This window comes from Streptomyces alkaliterrae, from assembly GCF_007097205.2.
GTDB lineage: Bacteria > Actinomycetota > Actinomycetes > Streptomycetales > Streptomycetaceae > Streptomyces > Streptomyces alkaliterrae.
On the sequence record NZ_VJYK02000022.1, the window covers coordinates 1 to 23,226 of the forward strand.

Genomic DNA, 23,226 nt, shown 5'->3' on the forward strand with positions numbered 1-23,226 from the left:
GGTGGGGGCGGATCTGGGTGAGGATCTTGGTGGGTTGTTGTACGGGGATTCGGGGGAGTTGGCGGTTTCTCGGCTGGCTGGGACGAGGTTGCAGCAGCCGGCGTTGTTCGCGGTGCAGTATGCGATGGCTGAGCAGTGGCGTGTGTGGGGTGTTGAGCCGTGTGTGATGTTGGGCCACAGTCTGGGTGAGTATGTGGCAGCGGCGGTGGCGGGGGTGTGGTCGCTGCCGGACGCGGTGCGGCTTGTCTGCGCGCGAGGTGACCTGATGCAGCGGCAGTCACCAGGCGCCATGCTGGCCGTATCGCTCGGGGAGGACGAGGCGCGAGAGGTCGCGGAAGCGGCGGGCTGTGTGACCGCCGCTGTCAACAGCCCGGCGCAGTCGGTGTTGTCCGGGCCGGTGGAGGCTGTTGAGCGGGCCGAGCGCATAGTGGCTGAGCGGCGGATCCGGCATCGTCGGCTGGCGACTTCGCACGCTTTCCACTCGCCGATGATGGAGCCGATGCTCAAGGAGTTCCAGAGTCTCGTGTCGCGGGTAGAGACGCGGGCGCCGAAGATTCCCTTTATCTCTAATGTCACTGGTGAGTGGATTACCCCGGAACAGGCGACCAGCCCGTCCTACTGGGCCGAACACGTCCGCAGCACCGTGCAGTTCTCCACTGGAGTGGACCGGCTTCTGGACGACGAACCCGGAGCGCTGCTGCTTGAGGTTGGCCCGGGTACCACCGCGAGCGTTTTGCTGGCGGACCATGCGCAGGCACAGGACCGCGTGCTGATCAGCTCCATGCGCCATGTGCGGGACACGCGTGGCGATGTGCAGGTGACGCGCGAGGCGTTGGCTGAACTGTGGGTGAACGGTGTGTCCGTGAACTGGCCCGCGCTGCACGAACACCGTGCCCCGCGCCGCGTTCCCCTGCCCACCTACCCCTTCGACACCAAGCGCCACTGGATCGAGCGAAAGACCTCCGACGCGGCGACGCACGCGGCCCGCCTCTTCCAGCCTGTCTTCCGTCACGCTCCGCTGCCTGCGGCCGATCCCGGAACACACGATGAGCACTGGCTTGTCTTTGCTGACCGGCTTGGTATCGCGGAGCGCTGGACCGCGCGCCTTCGCGGTCTCGGCGAGCGGGTGGTCACGGTGGAGGCCGGGACGTCAAATGAGCGCCTGGGCGGGGACGTGTACCGCGTGCGCCCGGAGACGCCCGAGGACTTCGACCAGCTCGTCCGCGAACTCCAGGAGACCCACGGGTCGGGCGGAACGTGGAACGTCCTCTACCTGTGGGCGGTCGACACCGAGACCGACGTCGACCGGGTCGGTGTGGTCGCGCTGGAAGCTCCGGTGCATTTCGCCCGTGCGCTGGGGCTGCATCGAGGAAGCGCGCCGACCCGGCTGGTTGTGGTCACGCAGGGGCTGGCCCGAGTGGAGGGAACGGAACCGCATTCTCCGAGGCGTGCGTTGGCCCTCGGGCCCGTGAAGACCTTGCCACTGGAGAATCCGACACTCTCCGCTTCGGTGATCGACATCGAGGATGCCGTAGCAGACTTCGAGCCGGTCATGGCGGAGATGCGGGCTTCATTGCCACGGTCGTTCGTCGCCTTGCGTGGCGCGACGCGCTTCGTCGAGGATGTGGAGACTCTCACGGCGGCTGGTCCGGACGCGGGCGGTGGGTCCCGGTGCCTGAGGCCGGGGGGCGTGTATGTGATCACTGGTGGGCTGGGGGGCGTCGGACGGGCGGTCGCAGCCTGGATGGCGCGAAAGTACCAAGCGCGTCTGGTGCTCGTGGGGCGGACGCCGTTGCCGGAGCGGAAGGACTGGGCGGCGCTTGAGAGCGAGCTGGGGACCGATGCGGAAACGCGAGAGCGTATAGGCGCGGTGCGTGAGCTGGAGGCGTTGGGCGCACAGGTGCTCGTCGAGGCGTGTGATGTGACGGACCGTGCGGCTCTCGCCGAGGTGGTGGTCCGAGCGGGCCGGCGGTTCGGTGCGGTTCAGGGGGTTGTTCACGCCGCTGGGCTGGCCGGAGGCGGGCTCGCGCAGTTTCGGGATGCCGAGGCGATGCGTGAGGTGCTCGCGCCCAAGGTCGACGGCACGCTGGCTCTGGCGTCGGTCTTCGGTGGCCGGCAGCTCGACTTCTTCGCGGTGTTCTCCTCGACAGCCGCGCTTCTGGGCAACCTGGGTCAGGTCGACTACTGCGCGGCGAACGCGTTCCTCGACGCGTGGGCTGATTCGCCCGATGCGCCGGCGAACGTTGTGGCAGTCGCGTGGGATGTCTGGCGTGACGTCGGTATGGCCGCGGCGGAGCGGCTGCCGAGCGTCCTGCGTAAGGCACACGCCGGGCGTGAGCCGTCGGGCATCCTGGCGACGGACGCGGTCTCTGTTCTTGAGCGTGCGCTGTTCGCGGGTGAACGACGCGTCATCGTCTCCACCGAAAGCCTGCCTGACCGGCTCGAACGCGGAGCGCGACGCCATCAGCGTCAGACTGAGGAACCTGGCGACGGTGGGAAGCGGTCCCAGGCAGAGATGGAGAGCGTGCTGACGGCCATCTGGAAGGACCTCTTCGGGCGCTCGCACATCGAACGGGACGCCAACTTCTTCGAGCTCGGCGGGGACTCACTCCTCTTTGTCGAGGCCGGATGGCAGATCAAGAAGCAACTCCGGGTCTCGCTGACTGTCGCCGATCTCTTCAAGTTCCCGACCATCGCCCTTCTCACCGAACACCTCGCACCGGCCTCGTCGGCCCAGGAAGCCGCGACTTCCCCGACGGAGAATCGTCGTACTGCAGACGCACAGGACCACGAGACAGCACTTGTTCCCCTCAAGGCCGGCGACGGACACGGCACGCCGCTGTTCCTCGTCCACCCCGCAGGGGGGAGCGTCTTCTTCTATCGGGAACTGGCCGACCTCCTCCCCGCCGACGCGAGCGTGTATGGCTTCCAGGCGCGAGGAATCGAAAGTGATGCCGCGCCGAGGAGGAGCGTGGAGGAGATGGCGTCCCGGTATCTGGAAGAACTCCGTGCGGCTCATCCGAGGGGCCCCTACGCCCTGGGCGGCGCTTCCTTCGGAGGGTTCGTCGCCCTGGAGATGGCCCAGAGGCTGCGAGCCGCCGGCGAGACCGTCGAGCTGCTGGTCGTCTTCGACTCGCCGGGTCCGGGACAGGTTCCGCCTGAACTCGACGATGTGGACATCACCGAGTTCAGCTCGATACCTGGGGACTCTTCCTTCACCCGACAGCTGGCCGAGGTCTACCGGGCCAACATGGAGGCGCTCCGCGCCTATCGGCCGCGCCCCTATCCCGATCCGATTGTCTACTTCCTCGCAGAGGAACGCCGTGAGGGCATCGACCCGCTGCGTCCTGACCGGGCGTGGGAGCCGCTCGCTCCGGTCGGGCTCACCGTCCACCGGGTGCCGGGCAATCACGTGACCATGCTGGCCGCACAGAACGTGCCGGCGATCTCCCGAGTCGTATCCGCTCACCTGGCATTGGCGGATGCGAAGAAGCAGCAAGGCCGCGGACATAGCCGAATCAGGTCTGAATGAAGAGGTATCCTGTGCAATTGTCCAGAGAAGTACAAGAGGGGCAGCGGGCATACACCCGATGGGGTCTGACCTACTACAGGTTCTTCGTTCTCGGTTTGAGTAACCGGTTCGCTTGGCGATGCTCAACCTCCCGACTTCTCGAGATGTACGACACGTATGTGTCGGAGAACCATCTGGACGTCGGAGTGGGCACCGGGTATTACGTCGCCAACTGCCGGTTCCCCACCGGAAGTCCTCGGCTGGGTCTCATGGACGTTAACCGCAACAGCCTGGCCTACGCGGCCGGTGCCGCCAGCAGGTACGAGCCGGAGATCTATTACTGCAACGTGCTGGATCCCCTACTCGATGGTGTGGAGAAATTTCATTCCATAAGCATGAACTACCTGCTTCACTGCCTCCCTGGAGCCATCGCGGAGAAGAGCGTCGTCTTCGACAACCTCGCTCCGCTTCTTACCTCGGACGGTGTCCTTTTCGGGTCGACGGTCGTACAGGACTGCAGGCATAACGCCATCGCGAAGTGGCTGCTCAAGGCTTACAACGAACGCGGACACTTTCACAATTCCGCTGATACAGCGTCCGGTCTGGAACGCGCTCTGCGGGACCGGTTCGACGAAGTCGACGTGCGTCGCGTCGGATCAGTGGCACTTTTCTGTGCGCGTAAGCCACTGAAGGCGGCGCGCTCGACGAACGGAGAGTAAGAGATGAGTGGCAAGGCCGACCTGTCGTGCGACGTTCTGATCATAGGTGCCGGACTGGCCGGAGGTACGCTGGCGCGGCAGTTGCGACTGGAGCAACCCGATCTGGACATCGTGGTGATCGACAAGGAGACGGAATTCCAGCCTGGTCTTGACGAGCCGTCGGGCGATGAGTTCACGAACTACGCCAACCGCGTCCTTCAACTGGGCCCGTATCTGCGCAAGCACCACTACGTCAGTTCCGGGATGCGTTTCTTCTTCGATTCGCCCGGCAGGGATCTGACCCTGGAGCGGATGTCCGAGATCGGGGGCAGGCGGCCCCATCCGATTCCCACCTACTTGATCGACCGGCCTGCGGTGGAGCGAGACCTGTGCGAGATGAACCGTGAAAGTGGTGTCAGGGTTCTGCTCGGGACCTCCGTATTGAATTGCGGCCCAGGTGAGTCGCCAGCTGAAGCGATCACGCTCGACGGCAGGAACGGGCATCTCCTGCGCACGACCGCGGGGACCATCGCCTGCACGTGGTTGGTGGACGCCGCGGGTGAGGTCTCTCCCCTCGCCCGCCTCCTCGACCTAGTGCCGGAGGAGGACCGTAATCCGATCGCCGCGTCGTGGGGCCGGTTCGACGGATGCCTGTCCCTCGACGCCCTCGGCGACGACGCCTGGCGCCATCGCGTTCCCCACTGGGGCAGGTCATCGTCAATGACGTACTTCATGTACCGCGGTTACTGGATCTGGCTGATGCCCCTGTCCGCATCGCAGTGCAGCATCGGCGTCGTCTTCGACCGGCGGCACACAGAGCCTTCCGTCGGTTCCGGGGACGAACTAGTGGCATTTTTCCGCGAGCACCGTGCGCTGCGCGACATCCTCGGGTCGGACTCGCAGCTTCGCAGCTTCGGGAAGCGTGAACGGCTCGCGCGGCTGGCCCGCCAGCAGTTTTCGGAGGACCGCTGGTTCCTGACGGGTAACGCCGCCACTGTGCTCGACCCCATGTTCGCCACGTCGTCCTGGCTCTTCACCGAGAACAACAAGCTCATAGGTGAGTTCATCGCATCGGACCGCGAGGGAAAGTCGGTAGAACTCCCCTCCCTCGTACACCACTTCGACATCCGGGTCCGCAGCCGTTACGAGAAGCTGCTCAACACGGACGGTCACTACATCGCGCGCGGCTCCTTCGACGCGTGGGCGGCCTGGCTCGCCCTGCGCACCCGGGTCTACTACAACCGCATCGTGCCGGACGCACTGGAGGACCATCGGATTCTGCTCACGTTCGCCCGCACTCACGGGACGGACTGCTCCTGCGATGCCACGGTGATGGGAGGAAAGCTTGCCAGGCTGCTGACCTCGGCAGACCGGCTCACCGAAGAGTTCGTCGAGATGATCGACCGTGACGAGCGCTTCTACGCGAAGAACGCGGGCGAGTTCCTCGACTCGGCCGAGTTCGACCAGGACGAGACGCTGATGTCGAAGGTCTACGACCCGAGGGACTGGACGCTGGAGGTCCCGGCGGACGAGCGCACCTACGAAATCTTCTGCCGGACTCTTGTTCAGCGGCTCGTCGAGCTTTCCGACGGTGTGTGGGACGAGGAGAAGTTCACGGCCGTGTTCGATCCGGACTGGGATGGCCACCAGTTGCTGGCGGAGATGTACGAGGGCGCCGCCGGGCGTGCGTCCACTTCGGCCGTGAGCCCGGCCTGACATGCCTTCTTCCCCACACAGAGGAGTTGCTGTGCCCGAGGATCGGCAGGCCCTTTGCGCCGTGGTACGAATTCCCGATGCCGCGGACATCGATGATGTCGTGGAGCTGCTGACGGCTGCGAGTGCGTACGACAACCGCCCTCAGCTGCGCCGGATGCTGGCGGCCAGCACCGATGGTTACACCAGTCGCGTATGGGTGGCCGAACGGGAGGGAGTTGTCGTCGGGGCGGCGGCACTCACCGAGATGCCCAGCCTACCCGGCTCGGTCTCCGTCCGGATCGCGGTGAGGGAGACCGAGCGGGGCCAGGGCCTCGGGACCGCCCTGGCCGATGAGGTCGTCGCCGCGGTCGGCGCTCGTAGCGGCTTGAGCGTGGTCACGTGCGCACTGAGGGACGACCTGTCTCGGGGACGCCATTTCGCCGAGCGGTACGGCCTCGCGGTGACCAATCACAATATCGGCTGGAGCATCGACCTGCGGCAGAGCGAGGAAGAGCTTCAGAAGCACCTCGCGCGCCATACCGGCCGGGCCGCTGTGCGATTGCGGCGGGCCGATCTGGAGACGGAGTCCGCCCTGGTCGTGGCCGTCGCGAGCAGGTGCGTCATCGGCTTCCCTGTTCCGTTCGGCACCGGCCGGAACGTTGACATGCGGTCCGCCCTGAACGCACTCCCCCGCGGCGCGACCGTGTTTCTGGCCGAGTCGGACGAAGAGGCGGGCGGGCTTCCCCGCGGCTTGGCCGTGATGGCTCCGGGGGCCGACGGGTCGGTCTGGCACACGGTCTTCACGGGGGTGGACCCCGACCACCGTCGGCGTGGGGTGGGTGGCGCGCTGAAAGCGGCTGTGCTCACCGAGGTGAAGCGAGCCGGCGCTCAGGTCGTGACAGCGCTCAGCGATGAGGCCAACGAGCCCATCACGCGTCTGAACCGTGCCATCGGCATGGAACGGACTGTCGGGTACTGGAGCCTGGCCCGCACCGTGAAGGCCGACGCGGGTTCCAGCTGATCCACCGAGTGACCAGCCCCTGAGCAGGACCGCCTGAGGGCTGGGAATTTTACGACAGCTCGACCTCGACCGCCAGTTCGGTGCTGTCGTGCGGGCGCAGGACGACCTCGGCCACGGTGCCGGCCGCCTTGATGTCCGCACTCACCGAACGGATCGCGTCCAGGAGGTCGGCGGGAGCCTGGACCATGACCCGGGCGACTTCCGCGCGCATCGATAGTTTGGCGGTGGACTTGGCCTTACGGATGACAGCGATGACCGAGGAGGCGGCCTCTGCCACCGCCGGCCGGCCGTTCGCGGCGTCCGTGCCGAGTTCATCAGCAGTCGGCCACGCGGCCAGATGCACCGTGGACGGGTGGGTCCACGACCACGTCTCCTCCGTGGTGTACGGGAGCACGGGCGCGAACATACGAGTGACGATGTCGAGAGTGCGTCGCAACGTGACACGCGCCGACTCGGCACCCGCCTCACCGTCGTGACCGTATGCGCGTTCCTTGACCAGTTCGACGTAGTTGTCACAGAAGAACCAGAAGAATCGCTCGATCTCGTCCAGTGCGGAGGTGTAGTCGAAGCCCTCCAGCGCGGTCGTCGCGTTCTTGACGGTCTCCGCCAGCTTCGCCAGCAGAGCGGTGTCGAGTGGTTCCGTCGTCCGCGCCTCGTCGCTGGGGGCGGGAAGGGAGAGCACGAACTTGCTCGCGTTGAGAAGCTTCATGGCGAGCCGACGGCCGATCTTCATCTGCTGCGGGTCAAAGGCGGTGTCCGTGCCGGGGCGCCCGCTCGCCGCCCAGTAGCGGACCGCGTCGGCTCCGTACTTGTCCAGCAGGTGGCCGGGAGTGACGACATTCCCCTGCGACTTGGACATCTTCTTGCGGTCCGGGTCGAGGATCCATCCGGAGAGAGCGGCGTGCTTCCAGGGAGTGGTCCCGGCTTCCAGACGGGAGCGGACCACGGTCGTGAAGAGCCAGGTGCGGATGATGTCGTGCGCCTGGGGGCGCAGATCCATAGGGAAGACCTGCCGGAAGAGGTCCGGGTCGGAGAGCCAGCCACCAGCGAGCTGAGGGCTGAGCGAGGAGGTGGCCCAGGTGTCCATGATGTCCGACTCGCCGACGAAGCCATTCGGTTTGCCGCGCATGTCCTCGGTGTAGCCGACCGGACAGGCAGTGGACGGATCGATGGGAAGCGACGATTCGTCCGGGAAGAGCGGGGTGCCGTAAGCGGGTTGGCCTTCGGAGTCCAAGGCATACCACAGAGGGAAAGGAACTCCGAAGAAGCGTTGCCTGCTGATCAGCCAGTCGGCGTTGAGGCCCTGCACCCAGTCGTTGTAACGCGACTGCATGTGCGGCGGATGCCACTGGATCTCGTTCCCGCTGGCGAGGAGCTCCTCGCGGTGGTCGACGGTCTTGATGAACCACTGCCGACTGCTGACGATCTCCAGAGGCTTGTCGCCCTTTTCGAAGAACTTGACCGCCCGGCTGGTGGGCCGCGGCTCACCGATCAGACTGGCGTCGTCGCGCAGCTTCTCGACGACGATCTCCCGGGCGGTGTGCACCGTCTTCCCCGCGATCTCGTCGTACACGCGTTGGGCGCGCTCGGCGTCGACGCTTGGCAGATGTTGGAAGTCCAGTGGTAGCAGTCGGCCGTTGCGCCCGATGACCGTGCGGACCGGAAGCCGGAGCTCCCGCCACCACATCACGTCGGTCATGTCGCCGAACGTGCAGATCATGGCGATGCCGCTGCCCTTCTCAGGGTCGGCGGCGCTGTGTGCCACAACCGGCACCCGAACACCGAACAGAGGCGAGACGACCTCCTCGCCGATGAGGGCCCGGTACCGCTCGTCGTCGGGGTGCGCCACAAGAGCGACACAGGCAGGGAGGAGCTCGGGCCGGGTGGTCTCAATGCAGACGGAATCGGACCCGTACGTGAACGCGACTTTGTGGTAAGCCCCGGAGACTTCCTTCTCGACCACCTCGGCGTTGGCCACGGCGGTCTGGAAGGTGACGTCCCACATGGTGGGCGCATCGGACTGGTACGCCTCGTTGGAGCGCGCGAGCCGCAGGAAAGCGGCCTGGGCGACTCGTTGCGCTTCCTTCCCGATCGTTGTGTAGGTCATCGACCAGTCCACCGACAGTCCGAGCTTGCGCCAAAGTTCTTCGAAGACCAACTCGTCCTCTGCGGTGAGCTGCTCACATAGCTCTACGAAATTCTGTCGCGCGATACTGGCAGCCGGTGCCTTCTTGTCCTTGCCCGAGCGCTGCGAGAGGGGAGTCGGCGCCACGAAATCCGGGTCGTAGGGCAGTGTCGGGTCGCACCGGACACCGTAGTAGTTCTGTACCCGGCGCTCGGTCGGCAGGCCGTTGTCGTCCCAACCCATCGGATAGAAGACACTCTTGCCGCGCATCCGCTGGAAACGGGCGATGATATCAGTATGGGTGTAGCTGAAGACGTGCCCGACGTGGAGGGAGCCGCTGACCGTGGGGGGCGGAGTGTCGATGGAGAATACCGCGTCACGATTCCCCGGCCGATCGAAGCGATGTACCGCGGCTTCACTCCAGAAAGCCGACCACTTCGCTTCCAGTCCCTCCAGCGAGGGCTTCTCCGGCAGAGGAGACCCGTAGCGCGTCACGCGACACACCTTCCTTAGTCAGTTCTGCAAATTTGGGCTGGACCCATGGTCGGCACGTCGTGCGAAACCTTGGTTGTGGCCGGCGTGCCGTGACCCAACCCCTCTGGGCAGTCTAACGCCCTTGCGCACGGCTGCCGGTGGGTTGCCGAAGGGGTGGTGGAGTCTCGGTGCTCCTGTCCAGGCGGGGGAGCGGGCCTCGTAGGACTGGCTTCCTTCCTGAACCAGCAGCAGCTCTGATCACCCGGGACGCCGACCCGATGTCGAAGATGCCTCCGCGGGTGACTACGGCCCGCGCCACGCAGCCGGATCTTCGCTTTGGCCGGCACCACATGACATGAAGGCTCACACCTTGTAATGCGTAGGTCGTCGGTTCGACTCCGACAGGAGGCTCCGAGAGAGTCCAGGTCACCTAGCCCGTGACCTGGGCTTTTTCCTTTGCCTTTACCCGGCCGGTCGGGAAGGCGATGATCACTGCGCCCCCCTGCGTGCCCGTTGCGTGCCCTTCGTGGTCGGCAGCTTCGACAGCGGGCGTCGCAGTGCCTTCCTGCAGGGCTGGCGCGCCTGCACGAGCGCCCGCGCGCCGCCGCCCCCGGCACCTGGTGAGGGCCATCGGCGGCGGCCAGCTCACGGACGAGCGGGTACGTCACTTCTCCGGCAGGTTCGCCGGCGACTGATGCGTCGCAGCCCTTCTGTTACCGTCCCCGGCGAGCACGAACGCCGCCCGAAGCCGCACGAACCAGCTGTTACGTTCGGTACAGCTCAGCCATCGGGGCTGGTGGTCTGGTCGGGTAAACCCGACCCTCAGGTCTCGACCTGGCCGTAATGACGGGCGTGGTTCGAGGCGGGTCTTATGAAGGGGTGCTTACTCTCCCGACTCAAATCCCCTGGAAGAACCGGCTGTTGTGGTCTGGTGGCTGGCTCGTGGCGGCCGTGTGGGCAGGGGCGTTCCCGCTCATCTCGACGTCGGGGCCGCACCGAGTCTGGGGGGCGTGCGCGTCCGTCGGCTACCTCTGTGCGGCGGGTGCCGCGCTGTGGCCGCGAGGGCCGAGGTTGTCCGTCGGGTTCGCCCTCACCGGCGCGGTGGCTGTGCCGCTGCTAGTGCTGTTGGCCAGCGGCGGGGCGCAGAGCGAGGTGGGCGTCATCGAACGGTCCGGGGTGCTGATGCTGCAGCAGGGCGTCCCGTACCTCCCCGATCCGCGCACGGTGCTCGACGTCACCCCATACCTGCCCGGCATGGCGGTGTTCGGGCTGCCGCGCGCGGTGCTGGGCGACAGCGGCTGGGCGTCCCGGCTGCTGGGCGACGCTCGGATCTGGTGCGCGGTGGCGTTCCTCGGTTGTCTGTGGGCTGCGCACCGCGCTACCAGGCGAGGGGTCTTCGAGCGGCGTGTCGTCGGTCGGGACGCCGTCGGCGCGCTCGTCGCATGTCCGGTCTTGGCGCTCCCGCTGTGCGTCAGTGGTGTGGACCTGCCGCTGATCGGGCTGCTGTTCCTGGCGTTGGCGTACGCGGCCCGGCAGCGTCCGGTGGCCACTGGGCTGGCGCTCGCGGCGGCTTGCTCTCTCAAGTGGACGGCGTGGCCCGCCGTCGCGGTCGCCGTGGCACTGCTCGCCTACCGGAGCGGAACGCGCGCGGCCGTGCGCGGGGCGGCGGTGGCGGTGGCGGGTACCGTCGTGCTGGTTCTGCCGAGCGCGCTGCTGTCGCCGGGGCCTTTGGTACAGCAGGTGTTCGCGTTCCCGACCGGGCGCGGGCCGTGGGAGACTCCGGCGGCCAGCCCGCTGCCGGGCCGGCTCCTCGCCGACCTTGGGCCGGTCGGCTGGTACGCGGCCGTCGCGCTGCTGCTGGTTGGTGGGTTGGCCGTCGCCGTGTCCCTCGTCGTACGACCACCGTACGACCTTCTGTCAGCCGCCGACCGGCTCGCAGCCGGCCTGTGCGTGGCGTTTCTTCTCGCGCCGGCCGGGCGGTTCGGGTATCTCGCCCTGCCGGTCGCCCTGGTTGTGCTGGCCCGGCTGGTGGGCAGCGACGCCCGCCGGGCGGAAGCCGCACGCAGCCCCGTCGTACGGGCCTCCAGTTCGGCACGCCCGGCGCCGGTCGTCTCGGGTGTGCGGTGAGGGCCCGACGCGGAGGGGTGGCCGGGGTGTGCGGGAACGCCTCCTGGCTCCCCTTCGGGGAGGACGAGGTCGTGCGGTTGCGCGTGTCTGGACCACCGGGGCAGTGTGCGTGGACGTGGGGGCCGAGGAGGTGCCCTCCGGGCCATCCGGCCGGGTGCAGGTGTGGAGCCGCTGCCCCGCCCCCACCGCCGGGTGCGTACCGCGGTACGACCACTCAGCCCTCGCCACATGACTGCGCACGGCGCAGCCGTGGGGGCCTGGCCCGGGCACAGGCACCCCAGCCTGGCAATCCGGCGAAATCTTCCGGTGCACAGGCGGGCCTGCTCCTGGTGGGCGGCTGCACGCCCACCGCCGGACGCGCGGCCGTTGAATCCCTGTCTCCGCGTCAGCGACCACTGGCGTAACCACCTCTTCACCGCCTGACCAGCCCACTCCCACGAAGGTAGTGACCGCCCATGGGCACCACTCTGATCGTCACCAACGACTTTCCGCCTCGCCAGGGGGGCATCGAGACGTTCGTCCACGCCATGGCGACGCGCGTCCCCGGCAACGACGTGGTGGTCTACACGTCCAGCGAGCCGGGTGCCGCCGCGTACGACGCAGCCCTGCCTTTCCCTGTGGTGAGGGACCCCAGCCGAATGCTGCTGCCCACCCCTCGCGTGACCCGCCGCGCCCTGGAGATCGCCCGTCGGCACGGCTGCGACCGTGCCTGGTTCGGCGCCGCCGCGCCGCTGGCCGCGATGGCGCCGGCGCTGCGGCGCGGCGGGATACGGCGGATGGTCGCCACCACGCACGGCCACGAGATCTGGTGGGCGCGCACGCCGGGAGCCCGGCAGGTGATGCGGCGCATCGGCGATCATGTGGATGTCGTCACGTACCTCGGCGAGTACACCCGACGCCGTATCGCGCCGGCGGTGGGACTGGGCGCCGAACTGGTGCGGCTGGTGCCGGGGGTGGAAGCGGCGGCGTTCCGGCGTGTGCCTGGTCAAGCGCGCGAGGTCCGCGAGCGACACGGCATCGTGGACCGCAAAGTTGTCCTGTGCGTATCTCGGTTGGTGACGCGGAAAGGCCAGGACACCCTGATACGGGCACTGCCGGGCATCCGAAAGGCTGTGCCGGACGCGGTGCTGGTGATCGTGGGCGCTGGCCCGGACGAGAAGCGGCTGCGGAAGCTCGCGCGCCGCCACGCCGACGGTCACGTCGTTTTCGCAGGAGGGCTGGACCACGCTTCGACGGCCCCGTACTACGCGGCGGCGGACGTCTTCGCGATGCCGTGCCGGACGCGGAAGGTCGGGTTGGAGGCGGAGGGACTGGGCATCGTGTTCCTGGAGGCGGCCGCCAGCGGGTTGCCCGTGGTCGCCGGTGACTCGGGCGGCGCGCCGGACACGATCATCGACGGGGTGACGGGTACCGCCGTGGACGGTAGGGATGTACGGGCCGTGGCCGACGCCGTGTCGGGGCTCCTGCGGGACCCGGAGAGGGCTGCGGCGATGGGCGAGGCGGGCCGAAGGTGGGCGGCAGGGCAGTGGTCCTGGGACACGTCGGCGGAGCAGCTGACACAGCTCCTCACCCCGGGCGCCGACCCTGCGGCGGCCGTGTCCGAGCGGGATGCCGTGCAGGGCTGACGGGCGCCGGGCCTCCCGGGCGCGGTGGCCCCCTGCGGGGCCGTGCGGCGGTCGGCCGGCCCCGGTCAGACCGGCGGGGCCTCGCGGCGGAGGTGGGCGAGGACGGCCAGGACGCGGCGGTTGCCCTCGGCCGGGTCGAGTTCCAGCTTCATGAAAATGTTGCTGGAGTGCTTGACCACGGAGGCCTCAGTGATGGTGAGCCGGTGCGCGATGGCCTGGTTGTTGAGCCCCTCCGCCATGAGGGCCAACACCTCCCGCTCGCGGGGCGTAAGGCGTTGCAGCGGCTCCGCGGCGGTCCGCTGCTGCAACAGCACCCGTACGACCTCCGGGTCGATCACGGTCTGCCCACCGGCGACCCGGTCCAGTGCGTCCAAGAAGTCGGTGACCTCCCCGACCCGGTCCTTCAGCAGGTAACCGAGCCCGCCCTCGGCGGAGGTGCCACCGCTGAACAACTGAGTGGCGTAGGCCGTGGCGACGTACTGCGAGAGCACGAGCACCGGCAGGCCGGGGTGCCGGCCGCGCAGTTCCAGCGCCGCCTTCAGCCCCTCATCGCGGAAGCCTGGTGGCATCCGCACGTCGGTGATGACCACGTCCGGCCGGTCGGCGTCCACGGCGTGCGCCAGTTCCCCGGCGTCCCCGACGGCGGCGGTCACCTCGTGTCCGACGCGGGACAGCAGTTCCACCAGTCCGGCACGCAGCAGGACGGCGTCCTCGGCGAGCACTACGCGGAGCACGGCACCTCCACCCGCAGTTGCGTGGGTCCGCCAGCGGGACTGGTCACGATGAGCCTTCCCTTCAGAATGGCCACCCGGTCCGCCAATCCTTGCAGACCGGCCCCGGCGGCAGGATCGGCGCCGCCGTGTCCGTTGTCCGTGATGAGCAGGAGCAGCCTGTCGTTGCTCAGCCGGCCGACGACGGCGACCTCGTCGGCGCCACTGTGCTTGGAGGCGTTTGTCAGCGCCTCGGTGATGGTGAAGTACGCCGTCGTCTCAACCGCGGACGGTAGCCGGTGCGGCAGTTTGATGTCGACGGTCACCGGGATGGGGTTGCGCAGGGCGAGTTCGGCGACGGCGGCGGGCAGCCCGTGGTCGGTGAGGACCTGGGGATGGATGCCGCGCACAAGGGAGCGCAGTTGGTCCAGGGCCTGGCGGGCCTCGCCGCGAGCCCGGGTGACGAGCGGGGCGGCTGGCGACTTCTGGCCGCGTAGCTCCAGTTCGGCCAAACCGAGGGTCATGCTGAGAGCAACGAGTTGCTGCTGCGCGCCGTCGTGCAGGTCGCGCTCGATGCGCCGCCGCTCGGCCTCGAACGCGTCGATCAACCGTGCGCGAGAGCGTGTCAGTTCGATGACCCGGCTGTTCAGGTCCTCGTCCCGGGCTGTCAGCAGGGACTGGGCGACCCACACCTGCACGCCGGCGAGCAGCCCGCCGACGTACGCCGAGAGGAGCAGCCCGAGCAGTCCCGCGGCGCTGCCCGGCAGCGCCGCGACGGGGTCGGAGATGGGCTCGCCGGGCACCAGCATCACCGTGTCGGGGGCGATCGCCCACACGATCACGGGCGCCGCCGTCAGCACCAGTGACAGACCGAGCAGTGCGGTGAAGCCGATTCCGGTTGCCGTGAAGACAACGCCCAGGATGAGCGTGTACCCGAGCTCGCGCCAGGTGGCACGTTCGCGCATCCGGGTGCGCAGCCACGGCCGGGCGCCCGTACCGGGTAGTGAACCGTGCGGGTCGAGGAGGGGCTCCGGTTCGACGAGCCGCAACCGCCGCCGCTCCAGGGCCGCGACGGGGATGCCGAGGACGGCGGCCGCCATGAGGACGAGCAGCCCGATACCGACCGGGGACAGGGCGACACCGACGAAGAGGAGGGTGGCGAACATGAGCAGTGCCACACTGCCCACGACGGTGCCGCTCAGCAGGAAGGCCCAGCACCGCGGTGGCCAGGCGGAGAGCACGAAGCGCAGACGGCGCCGTCGTATGGCCTCCCAGACGGCGACGGTCATGGTGCGTGTCCTCCAGGGCCGTGGCACGTGCGGATCCACGCGTACTCTAACCGGCCCGTGATCCGCGGCGGGTGGTAGGGAAAACCCTCCCTCCATGACTCCCCGCAGGCCCACTGACCGGGCCGGTCCGTTCTGGTGGACTCGGAACATGTCACTCCTCACCGACATCCGGCTTCCCGCCGTCCAGTTGGCCGCCGTCTCGAAGGGCTATCCGAGTTCCGCGGGGCGCGTCCCCGTGTTGCGCGAGGTCAGCCTGGGCTTCCCGCAGCAGGTGCTGACCGCGGTGATGGGCCCGTCCGGCTCCGGCAAGACGACGCTGCTGAACTGCGCGGCGGGCCTGGAGAGGCCCGACAGGGGTCTGATGCAGGTTCGGGTGACAGGTTCGGTCACGCGGCCTGGAGGGCCGGTGTGGTCATGACGGTCTCGAATTCGATGGGGGTCAGTCGGCCGAGTGAGGCTTGTCTGCGGCGTCGGTGATAGGTCCGTTCGATCCAGGTCACGATCGCGATCCGGAGTTCTTCGCGGGTGGCCCAGACACGGCGGTCGAGGACGTTCTTCTGGAGCAGGCTGAAGAAGGACTCCATGGCCGCGTTGTCACCGGCAGCTCCGCCCCTCCCTATCGATCCGGCCATCCGGTGGCGGTCGAGCGCCCGAACGAACTTCCGGGAGCGGAACTGCGATCCGCGGTCGCTGTGCAGAACGCACCCGTCGACGTCCCCACGCCGGGCGATGGCGTTGTCCAGGGCGGCCACGGCCAGGCAGGACTTCATCCGCGCGTCGATGGAGTAGCCCACGATCCTGTTGCTGAAGGCGTCCTTGATCGCACAGAGATAGAGCTTGCCTTCGCCGGTGGCGTGCTCGGTGATGTCCACGAGCCACAGCCGGTTCGCACAGGTCGCGGTGACGTCACGGCGGACCAGGTCGTCGTGCACAGGCGGGCCGGCCTTCTTACCCTGTGCCGCGCTTCTTGCCGAACACACTCCACCACCGGTTGTCCCGGCAGATCCGCCACGCGGTCCGGTCCGCCACCACGGCCCCGGCGCCCCGCGCTTCGTCAGCCAGGAAGCGGTAGCCGAACTCCGGATCCTCGCGGTGCGCGTCGAACAACGCGTTCGCGCGATACGCCTCCTCCAGCATGGCATCGGTCACCGGCTGGTCCAGCCAGCGGTAGTAGGGCTGCCTGGCGAGCTTCAGCACCCGGCACGCAACCGTGACGGGCACCCCGTCCACGGCCAGTTCCTTCACGAGCGGGTAGATCCTTTTCCCGGCAGATGCGCCTGCGACAGATAGGCAGCGGCCCGCCTCACGACCTCGCTCTCCTGCTCCAACAGCTTGATCCGCCGACGCGCCTCCCGCAGCTCCGCACTCTCCTGGCTGGTCGTTCCGGGCTTGCTCCCGTCGTCGATGTCCGCGCGACGCATCCACTTCCACAACGTCATCGGATGGACCCCGAAGTCGGTGGCCACCTGCTCGACCGTCACACCCGGCCCGCGGTTCCTCGCGACCCGCACGACGTCCTGACGGAACTCTTCCGGATAGGGCTTGGGCGCAGCGACATCCTTCCCACCCGCCCCACAGGGCAAGCCAGTTCAGATGCCACCCGATCGTGCGGCAGACCCACGAGTGGTGCGGCGGGTCGTCGTCGAGTGGCGGTCGTGGTGTCGCGTGAACTCAAGGGGTGTTGCTTCGAAGCGGTGGGCCACTACGGGGGTTCACGCTGCTCGTCGAACTGCCACAAGGGTGTTGTCGGCGTGGAGAGGGTGCGACCTGGCGGCCTGCTTCTCTCCGGCGTGTGCGGGGTTGTCGGCGTGGTGGCCGTGCTGGACGTAGTAGGCGCTTGCCTCGGTGACCTGGGCGTCCACCTCACCCCCGCTGCGCGTGATCGTCAGCAGCCCTCGGTCGCGCAGTGCGTGAGCCGTACGGAACTCACCTGGGTCCCAGGGCTTCTCGGACTCCTTGCCGTTCATGAGTCGGCCGAGCAGGGCGAGCTGTCGTTCGTTCAGGGGAGAGCAGCGATGCGTGGCGACAGCTCACCCCGCGGCCGAGCAACGTGCGATGGCTCGTACGGGTGGTCGGTTCCTGTGGGGGAGCGCGCTGGCCGTTGTCCGTGGTTGGTGGGGAGCGTGTCTCAGGTGCGCTGTGGGGCGGTTGTCCGTTCGGTGGTCGGGCGGCTGTACTCGACGGTGGTCAGCAGGCTCTCCCAGGACTGCTGGAACTTGCTGATGCCTTCCGCCTCCAGGAGCTGTACGACTTCGGAGTAGGAGATTCCGAGTTCGGCGAGGGCGTCGAGGTCCGCGCGGGCTTGTGTGTAGGTGCCGGTGACGGTGTCGCCGGTGATCTCGCCGTGGTCGGCGGTGGCGCGCAGGGTCGCCTCGGGCATGGTGTTGACGGTGCCGGGCGCGACGAGCTCCGTGACGTAGCGGGTGTCGGGGTAGGCCGGGTCCTTCACGCCGGTGGAGGCCCACAGGGGGCGCTGCCGGTTGGCCCGCGCCTCGGCGAGGGTGCGCCAGCGGGCGGAGGTGAAGACCTCTTCGTACGCCTGGTAGGCGAGCCGGGCGTTGGCGAGGGCGGCCGTGCCGCGCGCTTTCCTGGCTTCGGGGGTGTTCAGGTTGTCCAACCGCTTGTCGATCTCGGCGTCGACGCGGGAGACGAAGAAGGAGGCCACGGAGTGGATCTCGGAGAGGTCGTGTCCCGCCGCTCTGGCCTTCTCGAGGCCGGCGAGGTAGGCGTCTATGACCTCGCGGTAGCGCTCCAGGGAGAAGATCAGCGTCACGTTGACGCTGATGCCCATGGCGGTGACCTCGGTGATCGCCGGTAGGCCGGGCTTGGTGGCCGGGATCTTGATCATGGTGTTGGGGCGGTCCACCAGCCAGGAGAGTTGCTTGGCCTCGGCGATGGTGGCGGCGGTGTCGTGGGCGAGGCGCGGGTCGACCTCGATGGAGACCCGGCCGTCCCGGCCCCCGGTGGCGGCGAAGACCGGGTGCAGGATGTCGGCGGCGGCCCGCACGTCGGCGGTGGTGATCATGCGGACGGCCTCGGAGGCGGTCACGTCCCGCGAGGCCAGTTCGCGGAGCTGCTCCTCGTAGCCGTCACCGCCACTGCCGATGGCCTGCTGGAAGATGGTGGGGTTCGTGGTGACTCCCACCACGTGCTGTTCGGCGACGAGTCGGGCCAGGTCGCCGGATGTGATCCGGCGGCGGGACAGGTCGTCCAGCCAGATGGCGACGCCTGCGTCGGAGAGTTGCTTGAGTGGGTGTGGCATGGGGGTCGTGTCTCCTGTGGGGTTCGGGCTTCCGGGGAATTCACTGAAGGCGGGCCAGGACCTCCGGATTCGCGCAGTGCGCGAGGGGCTCGCCCGCCAGGAATCCGGCAACCTCCGACGCCACGATGGATGCGGCGTTGAGTGCGGTCTGCTTGCTGGCGCCGGCCAGATGCGGCGTCATGACGATGTTGGGGGTCGTCAGCAGACGTGAGTCCGCGGGGACCGGCTCACGCGGGAAGACGTCGAAGGCGGCGCCGAAGAGCTTTCCGGCGTCCAGGGCGTCGCACACGGCGTCGTAGTCGACGAGAGAGCCGCGGGCGCAGTTGACCAGTACGCCGCCCGTGGGCATCAGGTCGACCAGTTCTCTGGAGATCAGGCCCTCGGTTGCCGGCGTCGCGCGGGCGTGGACGGTGACGAACGTGGAGCGCCGCATGAGGTCCGCGAGGTCGGTGAGCTCGGCCGGTGCCACGTCGCGTGCGCGGGCGTACGGGTCGGCGACGAGCACGTGTGCGCCGAATCCGCGGAGGATGCGGGCGACCCGGGAGCCGATGGCGCCGTATCCCACGATGCCGACGGTGCTGCCCTCGAGCTCCGGCCCGACCTTCTCGAACATGTAGTAGTCGCCTCGCCAGGTGCCTGCGGCGAGGTCCGCGTGGGTGGCGGGGACGCGTCGGGCGGCGGCCGTCATGAGGGCGACCGTGTGCTCGGCGGTGGCGGTGGCGTTGCGGCCGGGTGCGAAGCAGACCGCGACGCCGTGCCGGGTGGCGGCCTCGATGTTGGCGTTGACGGGGCCGCCGCGGCTGACGCAGAACAGGCGGAGGTCGGGGCTCGCTTCGAGGACCCGTTCGGTGAGGGGGGCCATCTGCGTGACGCAGATGTCCACGCCGCGCAGGGCCGTGATGAGCTGTTCCTCGGTGCCGGAGGCCTCCCGTACCTCGGCGACGTCCCCGAAGGGCTCGACCGGCCAGGGCAGGGTGAGTTCGCGGTAGGTCGCGGTGGGGGCGGCCGTCCGGAGCCTGTCGACGAGTAGGGAGTTGAGGACGAAGTGGTCACCGGCGGTGAGGATGGTGGTCACTTGGGAGCTCCTGGGGTCACGGGGCGGTTGAGTGTCAGCAGCGACGGTCCGTCGCCGTTGAGGACAAGTTCGTTGAGGGCGCAGTTGGCCAGGAACGGGAAGGTCCGGCGGTACCCGTGCAGGGGCAGGCCGAGGAGGCGGCAGAGGGTGAGCCGGATCGCGGTGGAGTGGCCCACGACGAGGACGCGGCCCTCGTGGGCGGCCTGGAGGTCGGTGAGGAAGTCCAGGTAGCGGTCGCTGGCGTCGAGGGGGTTCTCTCCCTTGGGGAAGTGGTTGGCCACCGGATCGGTCAGGAAGGCCGCGAGGTGGTCGGGAAACCGCTGTCGCATCTCGGCGCGGGTGAGGCCTTCGGCGATCCCGAAGTCGAGTTCGCGCAGCCGTTCGTCGACGGTCACCGGGAGCCCGGCGAGCGCCGCGCTGTCGCGTGCGGTCTCCTGCGATCGCCGCAGCGGGGAGGCGAAGACCGCGGTCAGCTCGGCGTGTTCGGCCCAGTCGGCGAGCGCGCGTGACTGTGCGCGGCCGCGCTCTGTGAGCGTGACGTCGGTGGTGCCGGCATACCGGTTCTCGGCGTGCCACACGGTCTCTCCGTGTCGGACGAAGATGACATGGAGGCTCAAGGCGCCGTCCTTTCTTGTGCGTGGGCCGCGACGACACCGGGGAGCCAGCCGCGTTGGACAAGCAGATCGAGCAGCCGGAGGTAGCCCTCCTCGTGGCGGTGTCCCACCGAGCGGCGCGGTTCGATGGTGCGGTCGAGTCGCACCATCGCGGCGGCGGCGCTGTCCAGCGGGGCACGGCTGGACGCGGCGAGCACCGCCATGCCGAGCGCCGGCTGCGCGTGGCGGGGAAGGGTGACGGGGCGTCCCAGCACATCGGCGCGCAACTGGTTCCACAGGGGGTTGCGGGTGGCCCCGCCGGTGAGGATGACCGCACCGTCGGTCGGGGCGCCGAGCAGGTCGAGGTAGTCGAAGCAGAGTCGTTCGACGTACGCGGCTCCCTGGAGCAGGGCGGCGAAGGACTCGGCCCGGGTGGCTGGTTCGCGGCTGCCGAACGCCTGGGCGTCCGGGGCCAGGAAGGGGAACCGCTCGCCCGGGGAGACCAGGGGGTAGCGCAGCAGGTCGGTGGGCAGCAGCGCCGCGGCCTCCCGGGTGAGCCGGTCCAGGTCGGCGTCCGCGAACTCGCGTGCGACCAGGCCGGCTCCGACGCTGGAGGCTCCGCCGGGCAGCCAGTGCCCGGAGGGCGACCGGTGGGAGTACACCACCCCGTGCGGGTCCTGGAGGAGGTCGTGGGTGACGCCCTTGAGAACCAGGGTGGTGCCCATCACCGAGTTCCAGCTTCCGACGGCGGTTGCGCCGGAGCCCAGTTGTGCCGCGCAGCCGTCGGTCATCCCGGCGACGACTGCGGTGCCTTCGGTGAGTCCGGTCTCGGCGGCGGCCGTGGCGCAGACCCGTCCGATGACCGTGCCGGGCAGCACCAGGTCGGGCAGTACCGCGCGGGGGATCTCCAAGGCGGCGAGTACGGTCTCGGGCCATGCGACCTGCGCGGCGTCGGCGCCGGTCTTGAGCGCGTTGCTGGTGTCGGTCGGTACCTCGTGTCCGACGAGCCTGCGGTTGACGACGTCGCTCTGATGGGCCAGTCGCCAGCCGTTCTCCACGGCGTGGGGATGGTGGTTGAGCACCCAGCGGAGTTTGGGCAGGGCCCAGGACCGCTGCATCCGCTGGTAGCCGGCTTTCGCCCATTGCTGCTCGCCCGCCGCGTTGACGTGTTCCACCTCGGCCGCGGCGCGTCCGTCGTCGTACATCAGCGCCGGTGTCGCGGGGAGGCCGTGGCGGTCGAGCATGGTGAGGGTGCCGGAGGTCGCGTCCACGGCGATCCCCTGGACCCGGCGCAGGTCGGCGCCGGCGGCGCGGGCCCGGTCGATCGCGGTGCGCACCGCGGGCCACCACGTCCCGGGGTCCTGCTCGTGGTGATCGCCGTGCCGGTGGCTGGTCAACGGGCAGGAGCCCTCGCCCAGCAGACCGCCGCCCGACGTGGCGACGACCACGCGTACGCCCTGGGTCCCCAGGTCGATTCCCAGCCAGGCGTCTTCCAGCCGGGCGTCGTTTCGGATCGCGGTCATGCGTCGGCTCCACCGGTCGAACGGGTTCCTCGGCCGTGTGTCCACAGCGGCCTGGCCAGTTCCCGCAGCCGCAGGAAGTCGGCGTACCGGCCGCTGAAGTCGTCGAACGCCTTCCGGTCGGGTCGGTAGGTGGCGGCGACCCGTACGTGGCGGGCTGCGGCGGTGGGGAAGTCCGGTTCGCGGCCGGTGGCGACCAGCCCGGTCAGCCAGGCGCCGCGGGCTCCGACCTCCGCGGTGGCGGGAATGGTGACGGGAAGGCCGGTCACGTCGGCGATCAGCCGCATCCAGAAGTCGCTTCTGGTGCCGCCGCCGCAGAGCGCCAGCCCGTCCGGTGAACCCGGGGCCGCGGCCAGGCAGTCGCGGATGGTCATCGTGACCCCCTCCAGCAGCGCGCGGGCCACGTCCTCGCGGTCGGCCTCCAGGGACAGGCCGGACAGGGACCCTCGCGCGGTGGGGTCGAAGAACGGCGCCCGCTCTCCGGCGGGTGAGAGGTACGGGACGAACCGCACCCCGGCGGCGTCGGGTGCGCCGCGCGCCGCCAGGTCCATGAGATCGGTGACGGAGGTCAGCCCGAGCATCCCCGCCCCCCATTCCAGAACGTCGCCGCCGCTCATGGTGGGGAAGGCGCGGAGGTAGCGACCGGGAACCCCGAGCGTCACGGTGATGCCCACGGGTTCGTCGGTGACCACGGTGTCCGTGATGACCTCGGTGGCCAGGGTGGTGCCGAGGATGCAGCAGGCCTGGCCGGCGGTCACCGCGCCGGCGCCGATGGCGGTGGCGCAGATGTCGTACGGCGCCATCACCACCGGGATACCGGCGGGAAGTCCGGTCTCCGCGGCTGCCGAGTCGCCGAGGGCGGTGACCCGGTTGTCGTCGTCGCGGAGTTCGGGCAGCAGCCGCCGCGTTTCCCGCAGGTCGTAGAGTTCGAACAGCCGGTCGGACCAGTCGCGTTGTCTGATGTCCATGAACGGCGCCGAGGCGTCCGACTCGTCGACGGCCGCCTCACCGGTCAACTTGAGGTGGAGCCAGCCGCCGCAGGTCAGCAGGTGGGCCGAGCGGTCGACCCGGTCGGGGTCGTTGGCGCGGAGCCAGGCCAGTACGGCGTTGGGCATGCCTGCGGACAGCCGCGACCCGCTGATCCGGAACGCCTCTTGTGCCACCCCGTCGCGCTCCCACGCCGCGACCTGGTCGGTGGCCCGTCCGTCGTTCCACAGCACGGCGGGTCCGGTGGGTCGTCCCCGGTCGTCGACCAGCCAGGCGCCGTCGCCCTGTGCGGTGACGGCGACCATGTCGGGTGCGTCGGGCAGTGCGGCGACGACTTCCCTGACGGCGTCGGCGACGGCGGCCCATACCTCGGACATGTCCTGTTCGGCCCACCGGGGACGGGGCCGCGTCACCTGGGTCGGCCGCCGGCTGACCGCCAACTCCTCCCCGTCGTCGGCGTATCCGACCACCTTGATGGTGGTGGTGCCCGCGTCGATGGCGATCGCAGTCATCT

The 23,226-nt window shown here is 68.9% G+C and carries 16 protein-coding genes and 1 pseudogene; 7 read left to right on the forward strand and 10 right to left on the reverse strand.

All coding sequences use genetic code 11. The features are described 5' to 3' along the window. Nucleotide 1: 1 nt before the first annotated feature. From FNX44_RS03740 to FNX44_RS03755, 4 genes are all read left to right on the forward strand, one after another. Nucleotides 2-3,532, forward strand: a complete 3,531-nt coding sequence (locus tag FNX44_RS03740) for an SDR family NAD(P)-dependent oxidoreductase (RefSeq protein ID WP_323369047.1) — start codon at nucleotides 2-4, stop codon at nucleotides 3,530-3,532. A gap of 143 nt (nucleotides 3,533-3,675) precedes the next feature. Further along, the gene (locus FNX44_RS03745; RefSeq protein WP_228449629.1) at nucleotides 3,676-4,230 is read left to right on the forward strand and encodes a class I SAM-dependent methyltransferase; all 555 of its coding nucleotides are present in this window, start codon (nucleotides 3,676-3,678) and stop codon (nucleotides 4,228-4,230) included. Nucleotides 4,231-4,233: 3 nt separating this feature from the next. Further along, the gene (locus tag FNX44_RS03750; RefSeq protein WP_143646486.1) at nucleotides 4,234-5,925 is read left to right on the forward strand and encodes an FAD-dependent oxidoreductase; all 1,692 of its coding nucleotides are present in this window, start codon (nucleotides 4,234-4,236) and stop codon (nucleotides 5,923-5,925) included. Between the two features lie 31 nt (nucleotides 5,926-5,956). Further along, nucleotides 5,957-6,925 carry a GNAT family N-acetyltransferase gene (locus FNX44_RS03755; RefSeq protein ID WP_143646487.1) on the forward strand — a complete coding sequence of 323 codons (969 nt, stop codon included), beginning with the start codon at nucleotides 5,957-5,959 and terminating at the stop codon, nucleotides 6,923-6,925. A gap of 49 nt (nucleotides 6,926-6,974) precedes the next feature. Here the strand turns inward: FNX44_RS03755 and valS are convergent, their stop codons facing one another. Continuing rightward, on the reverse strand, nucleotides 6,975-9,545 hold the full coding sequence (gene valS, locus FNX44_RS03760) for a valine--tRNA ligase (RefSeq protein WP_323369048.1): 2,571 nt from the start codon (nucleotides 9,543-9,545) through the stop codon (nucleotides 6,975-6,977). A 1,050-nt stretch (nucleotides 9,546-10,595) separates the two neighbouring features. On the opposite strand from valS, the gene FNX44_RS03765 reads away from it, so the two are divergent. Continuing rightward, nucleotides 10,596-11,651 carry a glycosyltransferase 87 family protein gene (locus tag FNX44_RS03765; protein WP_228449630.1) on the forward strand — a complete coding sequence of 352 codons (1,056 nt, stop codon included), beginning with the start codon at nucleotides 10,596-10,598 and terminating at the stop codon, nucleotides 11,649-11,651. Nucleotides 11,652-12,106: 455 nt separating this feature from the next. Then, nucleotides 12,107-13,276 (forward strand): glycosyltransferase family 4 protein, encoded by a 1,170-nt coding sequence (locus FNX44_RS03770; RefSeq protein ID WP_143646489.1) that lies wholly within the window; start codon nucleotides 12,107-12,109, stop codon nucleotides 13,274-13,276. A 65-nt stretch (nucleotides 13,277-13,341) separates the two neighbouring features. Here the strand turns inward: FNX44_RS03770 and FNX44_RS03775 are convergent, their stop codons facing one another. Continuing rightward, on the reverse strand, nucleotides 13,342-14,010 hold the full coding sequence (locus FNX44_RS03775) for a LuxR C-terminal-related transcriptional regulator (protein ID WP_143646490.1): 669 nt from the start codon (nucleotides 14,008-14,010) through the stop codon (nucleotides 13,342-13,344). After that, on the reverse strand, nucleotides 13,998-15,275 hold the full coding sequence (locus FNX44_RS03780; protein ID WP_143646491.1) for a sensor histidine kinase: 1,278 nt from the start codon (nucleotides 15,273-15,275) through the stop codon (nucleotides 13,998-14,000). The genes FNX44_RS03775 and FNX44_RS03780 overlap by 13 nt, the downstream gene beginning before the upstream one ends. A 148-nt stretch (nucleotides 15,276-15,423) precedes the next feature. Here FNX44_RS03780 and FNX44_RS03785 point away from each other — a divergent pair, with 148 nt between their 5' ends. Beyond that, on the forward strand, nucleotides 15,424-15,693 hold the full coding sequence (locus tag FNX44_RS03785; protein ID WP_407699114.1) for an ATP-binding cassette domain-containing protein: 270 nt from the start codon (nucleotides 15,424-15,426) through the stop codon (nucleotides 15,691-15,693). Here the strand turns inward: FNX44_RS03785 and FNX44_RS03790 are convergent. The 7 genes and pseudogenes from FNX44_RS03790 to FNX44_RS03820 form a co-directional block, all read right to left on the reverse strand. Then, nucleotides 15,662-16,858: pseudogene (locus tag FNX44_RS03790) on the reverse strand (IS3 family transposase). The gene FNX44_RS03785 and the pseudogene FNX44_RS03790 overlap by 32 nt on opposite strands. Nucleotides 16,859-16,987: 129 nt before the next feature. After that, nucleotides 16,988-17,242 (reverse strand): hypothetical protein, encoded by a 255-nt coding sequence (locus tag FNX44_RS03795; protein ID WP_181353139.1) that lies wholly within the window; start codon nucleotides 17,240-17,242, stop codon nucleotides 16,988-16,990. A 161-nt stretch (nucleotides 17,243-17,403) separates the two neighbouring features. Further along, entirely contained in the window at nucleotides 17,404-18,537 is a 1,134-nt protein-coding gene (gene tal, locus FNX44_RS03800) for a transaldolase (protein ID WP_143646492.1), read from the reverse strand. Between the two features lie 40 nt (nucleotides 18,538-18,577). Further along, the gene (locus FNX44_RS03805) at nucleotides 18,578-19,612 is read right to left on the reverse strand and encodes a 2-hydroxyacid dehydrogenase (protein WP_143646493.1); all 1,035 of its coding nucleotides are present in this window, start codon (nucleotides 19,610-19,612) and stop codon (nucleotides 18,578-18,580) included. Continuing rightward, complete coding sequence (locus FNX44_RS03810) at nucleotides 19,609-20,229, reverse strand: histidine phosphatase family protein (protein ID WP_143646494.1); 621 nt, start codon at nucleotides 20,227-20,229, stop codon at nucleotides 19,609-19,611. The genes FNX44_RS03805 and FNX44_RS03810 overlap by 4 nt, the downstream gene beginning before the upstream one ends. Then, nucleotides 20,226-21,728 (reverse strand): FGGY-family carbohydrate kinase, encoded by a 1,503-nt coding sequence (locus FNX44_RS03815; protein ID WP_143646495.1) that lies wholly within the window; start codon nucleotides 21,726-21,728, stop codon nucleotides 20,226-20,228. The genes FNX44_RS03810 and FNX44_RS03815 overlap by 4 nt, the downstream gene beginning before the upstream one ends. Continuing rightward, nucleotides 21,725-23,224 carry an FGGY-family carbohydrate kinase gene (locus FNX44_RS03820; RefSeq protein ID WP_143646496.1) on the reverse strand — a complete coding sequence of 500 codons (1,500 nt, stop codon included), beginning with the start codon at nucleotides 23,222-23,224 and terminating at the stop codon, nucleotides 21,725-21,727. Before FNX44_RS03820 ends, FNX44_RS03815 begins: the two co-directional genes overlap by 4 nt. Nucleotides 23,225-23,226: the final 2 nt, after the last annotated feature.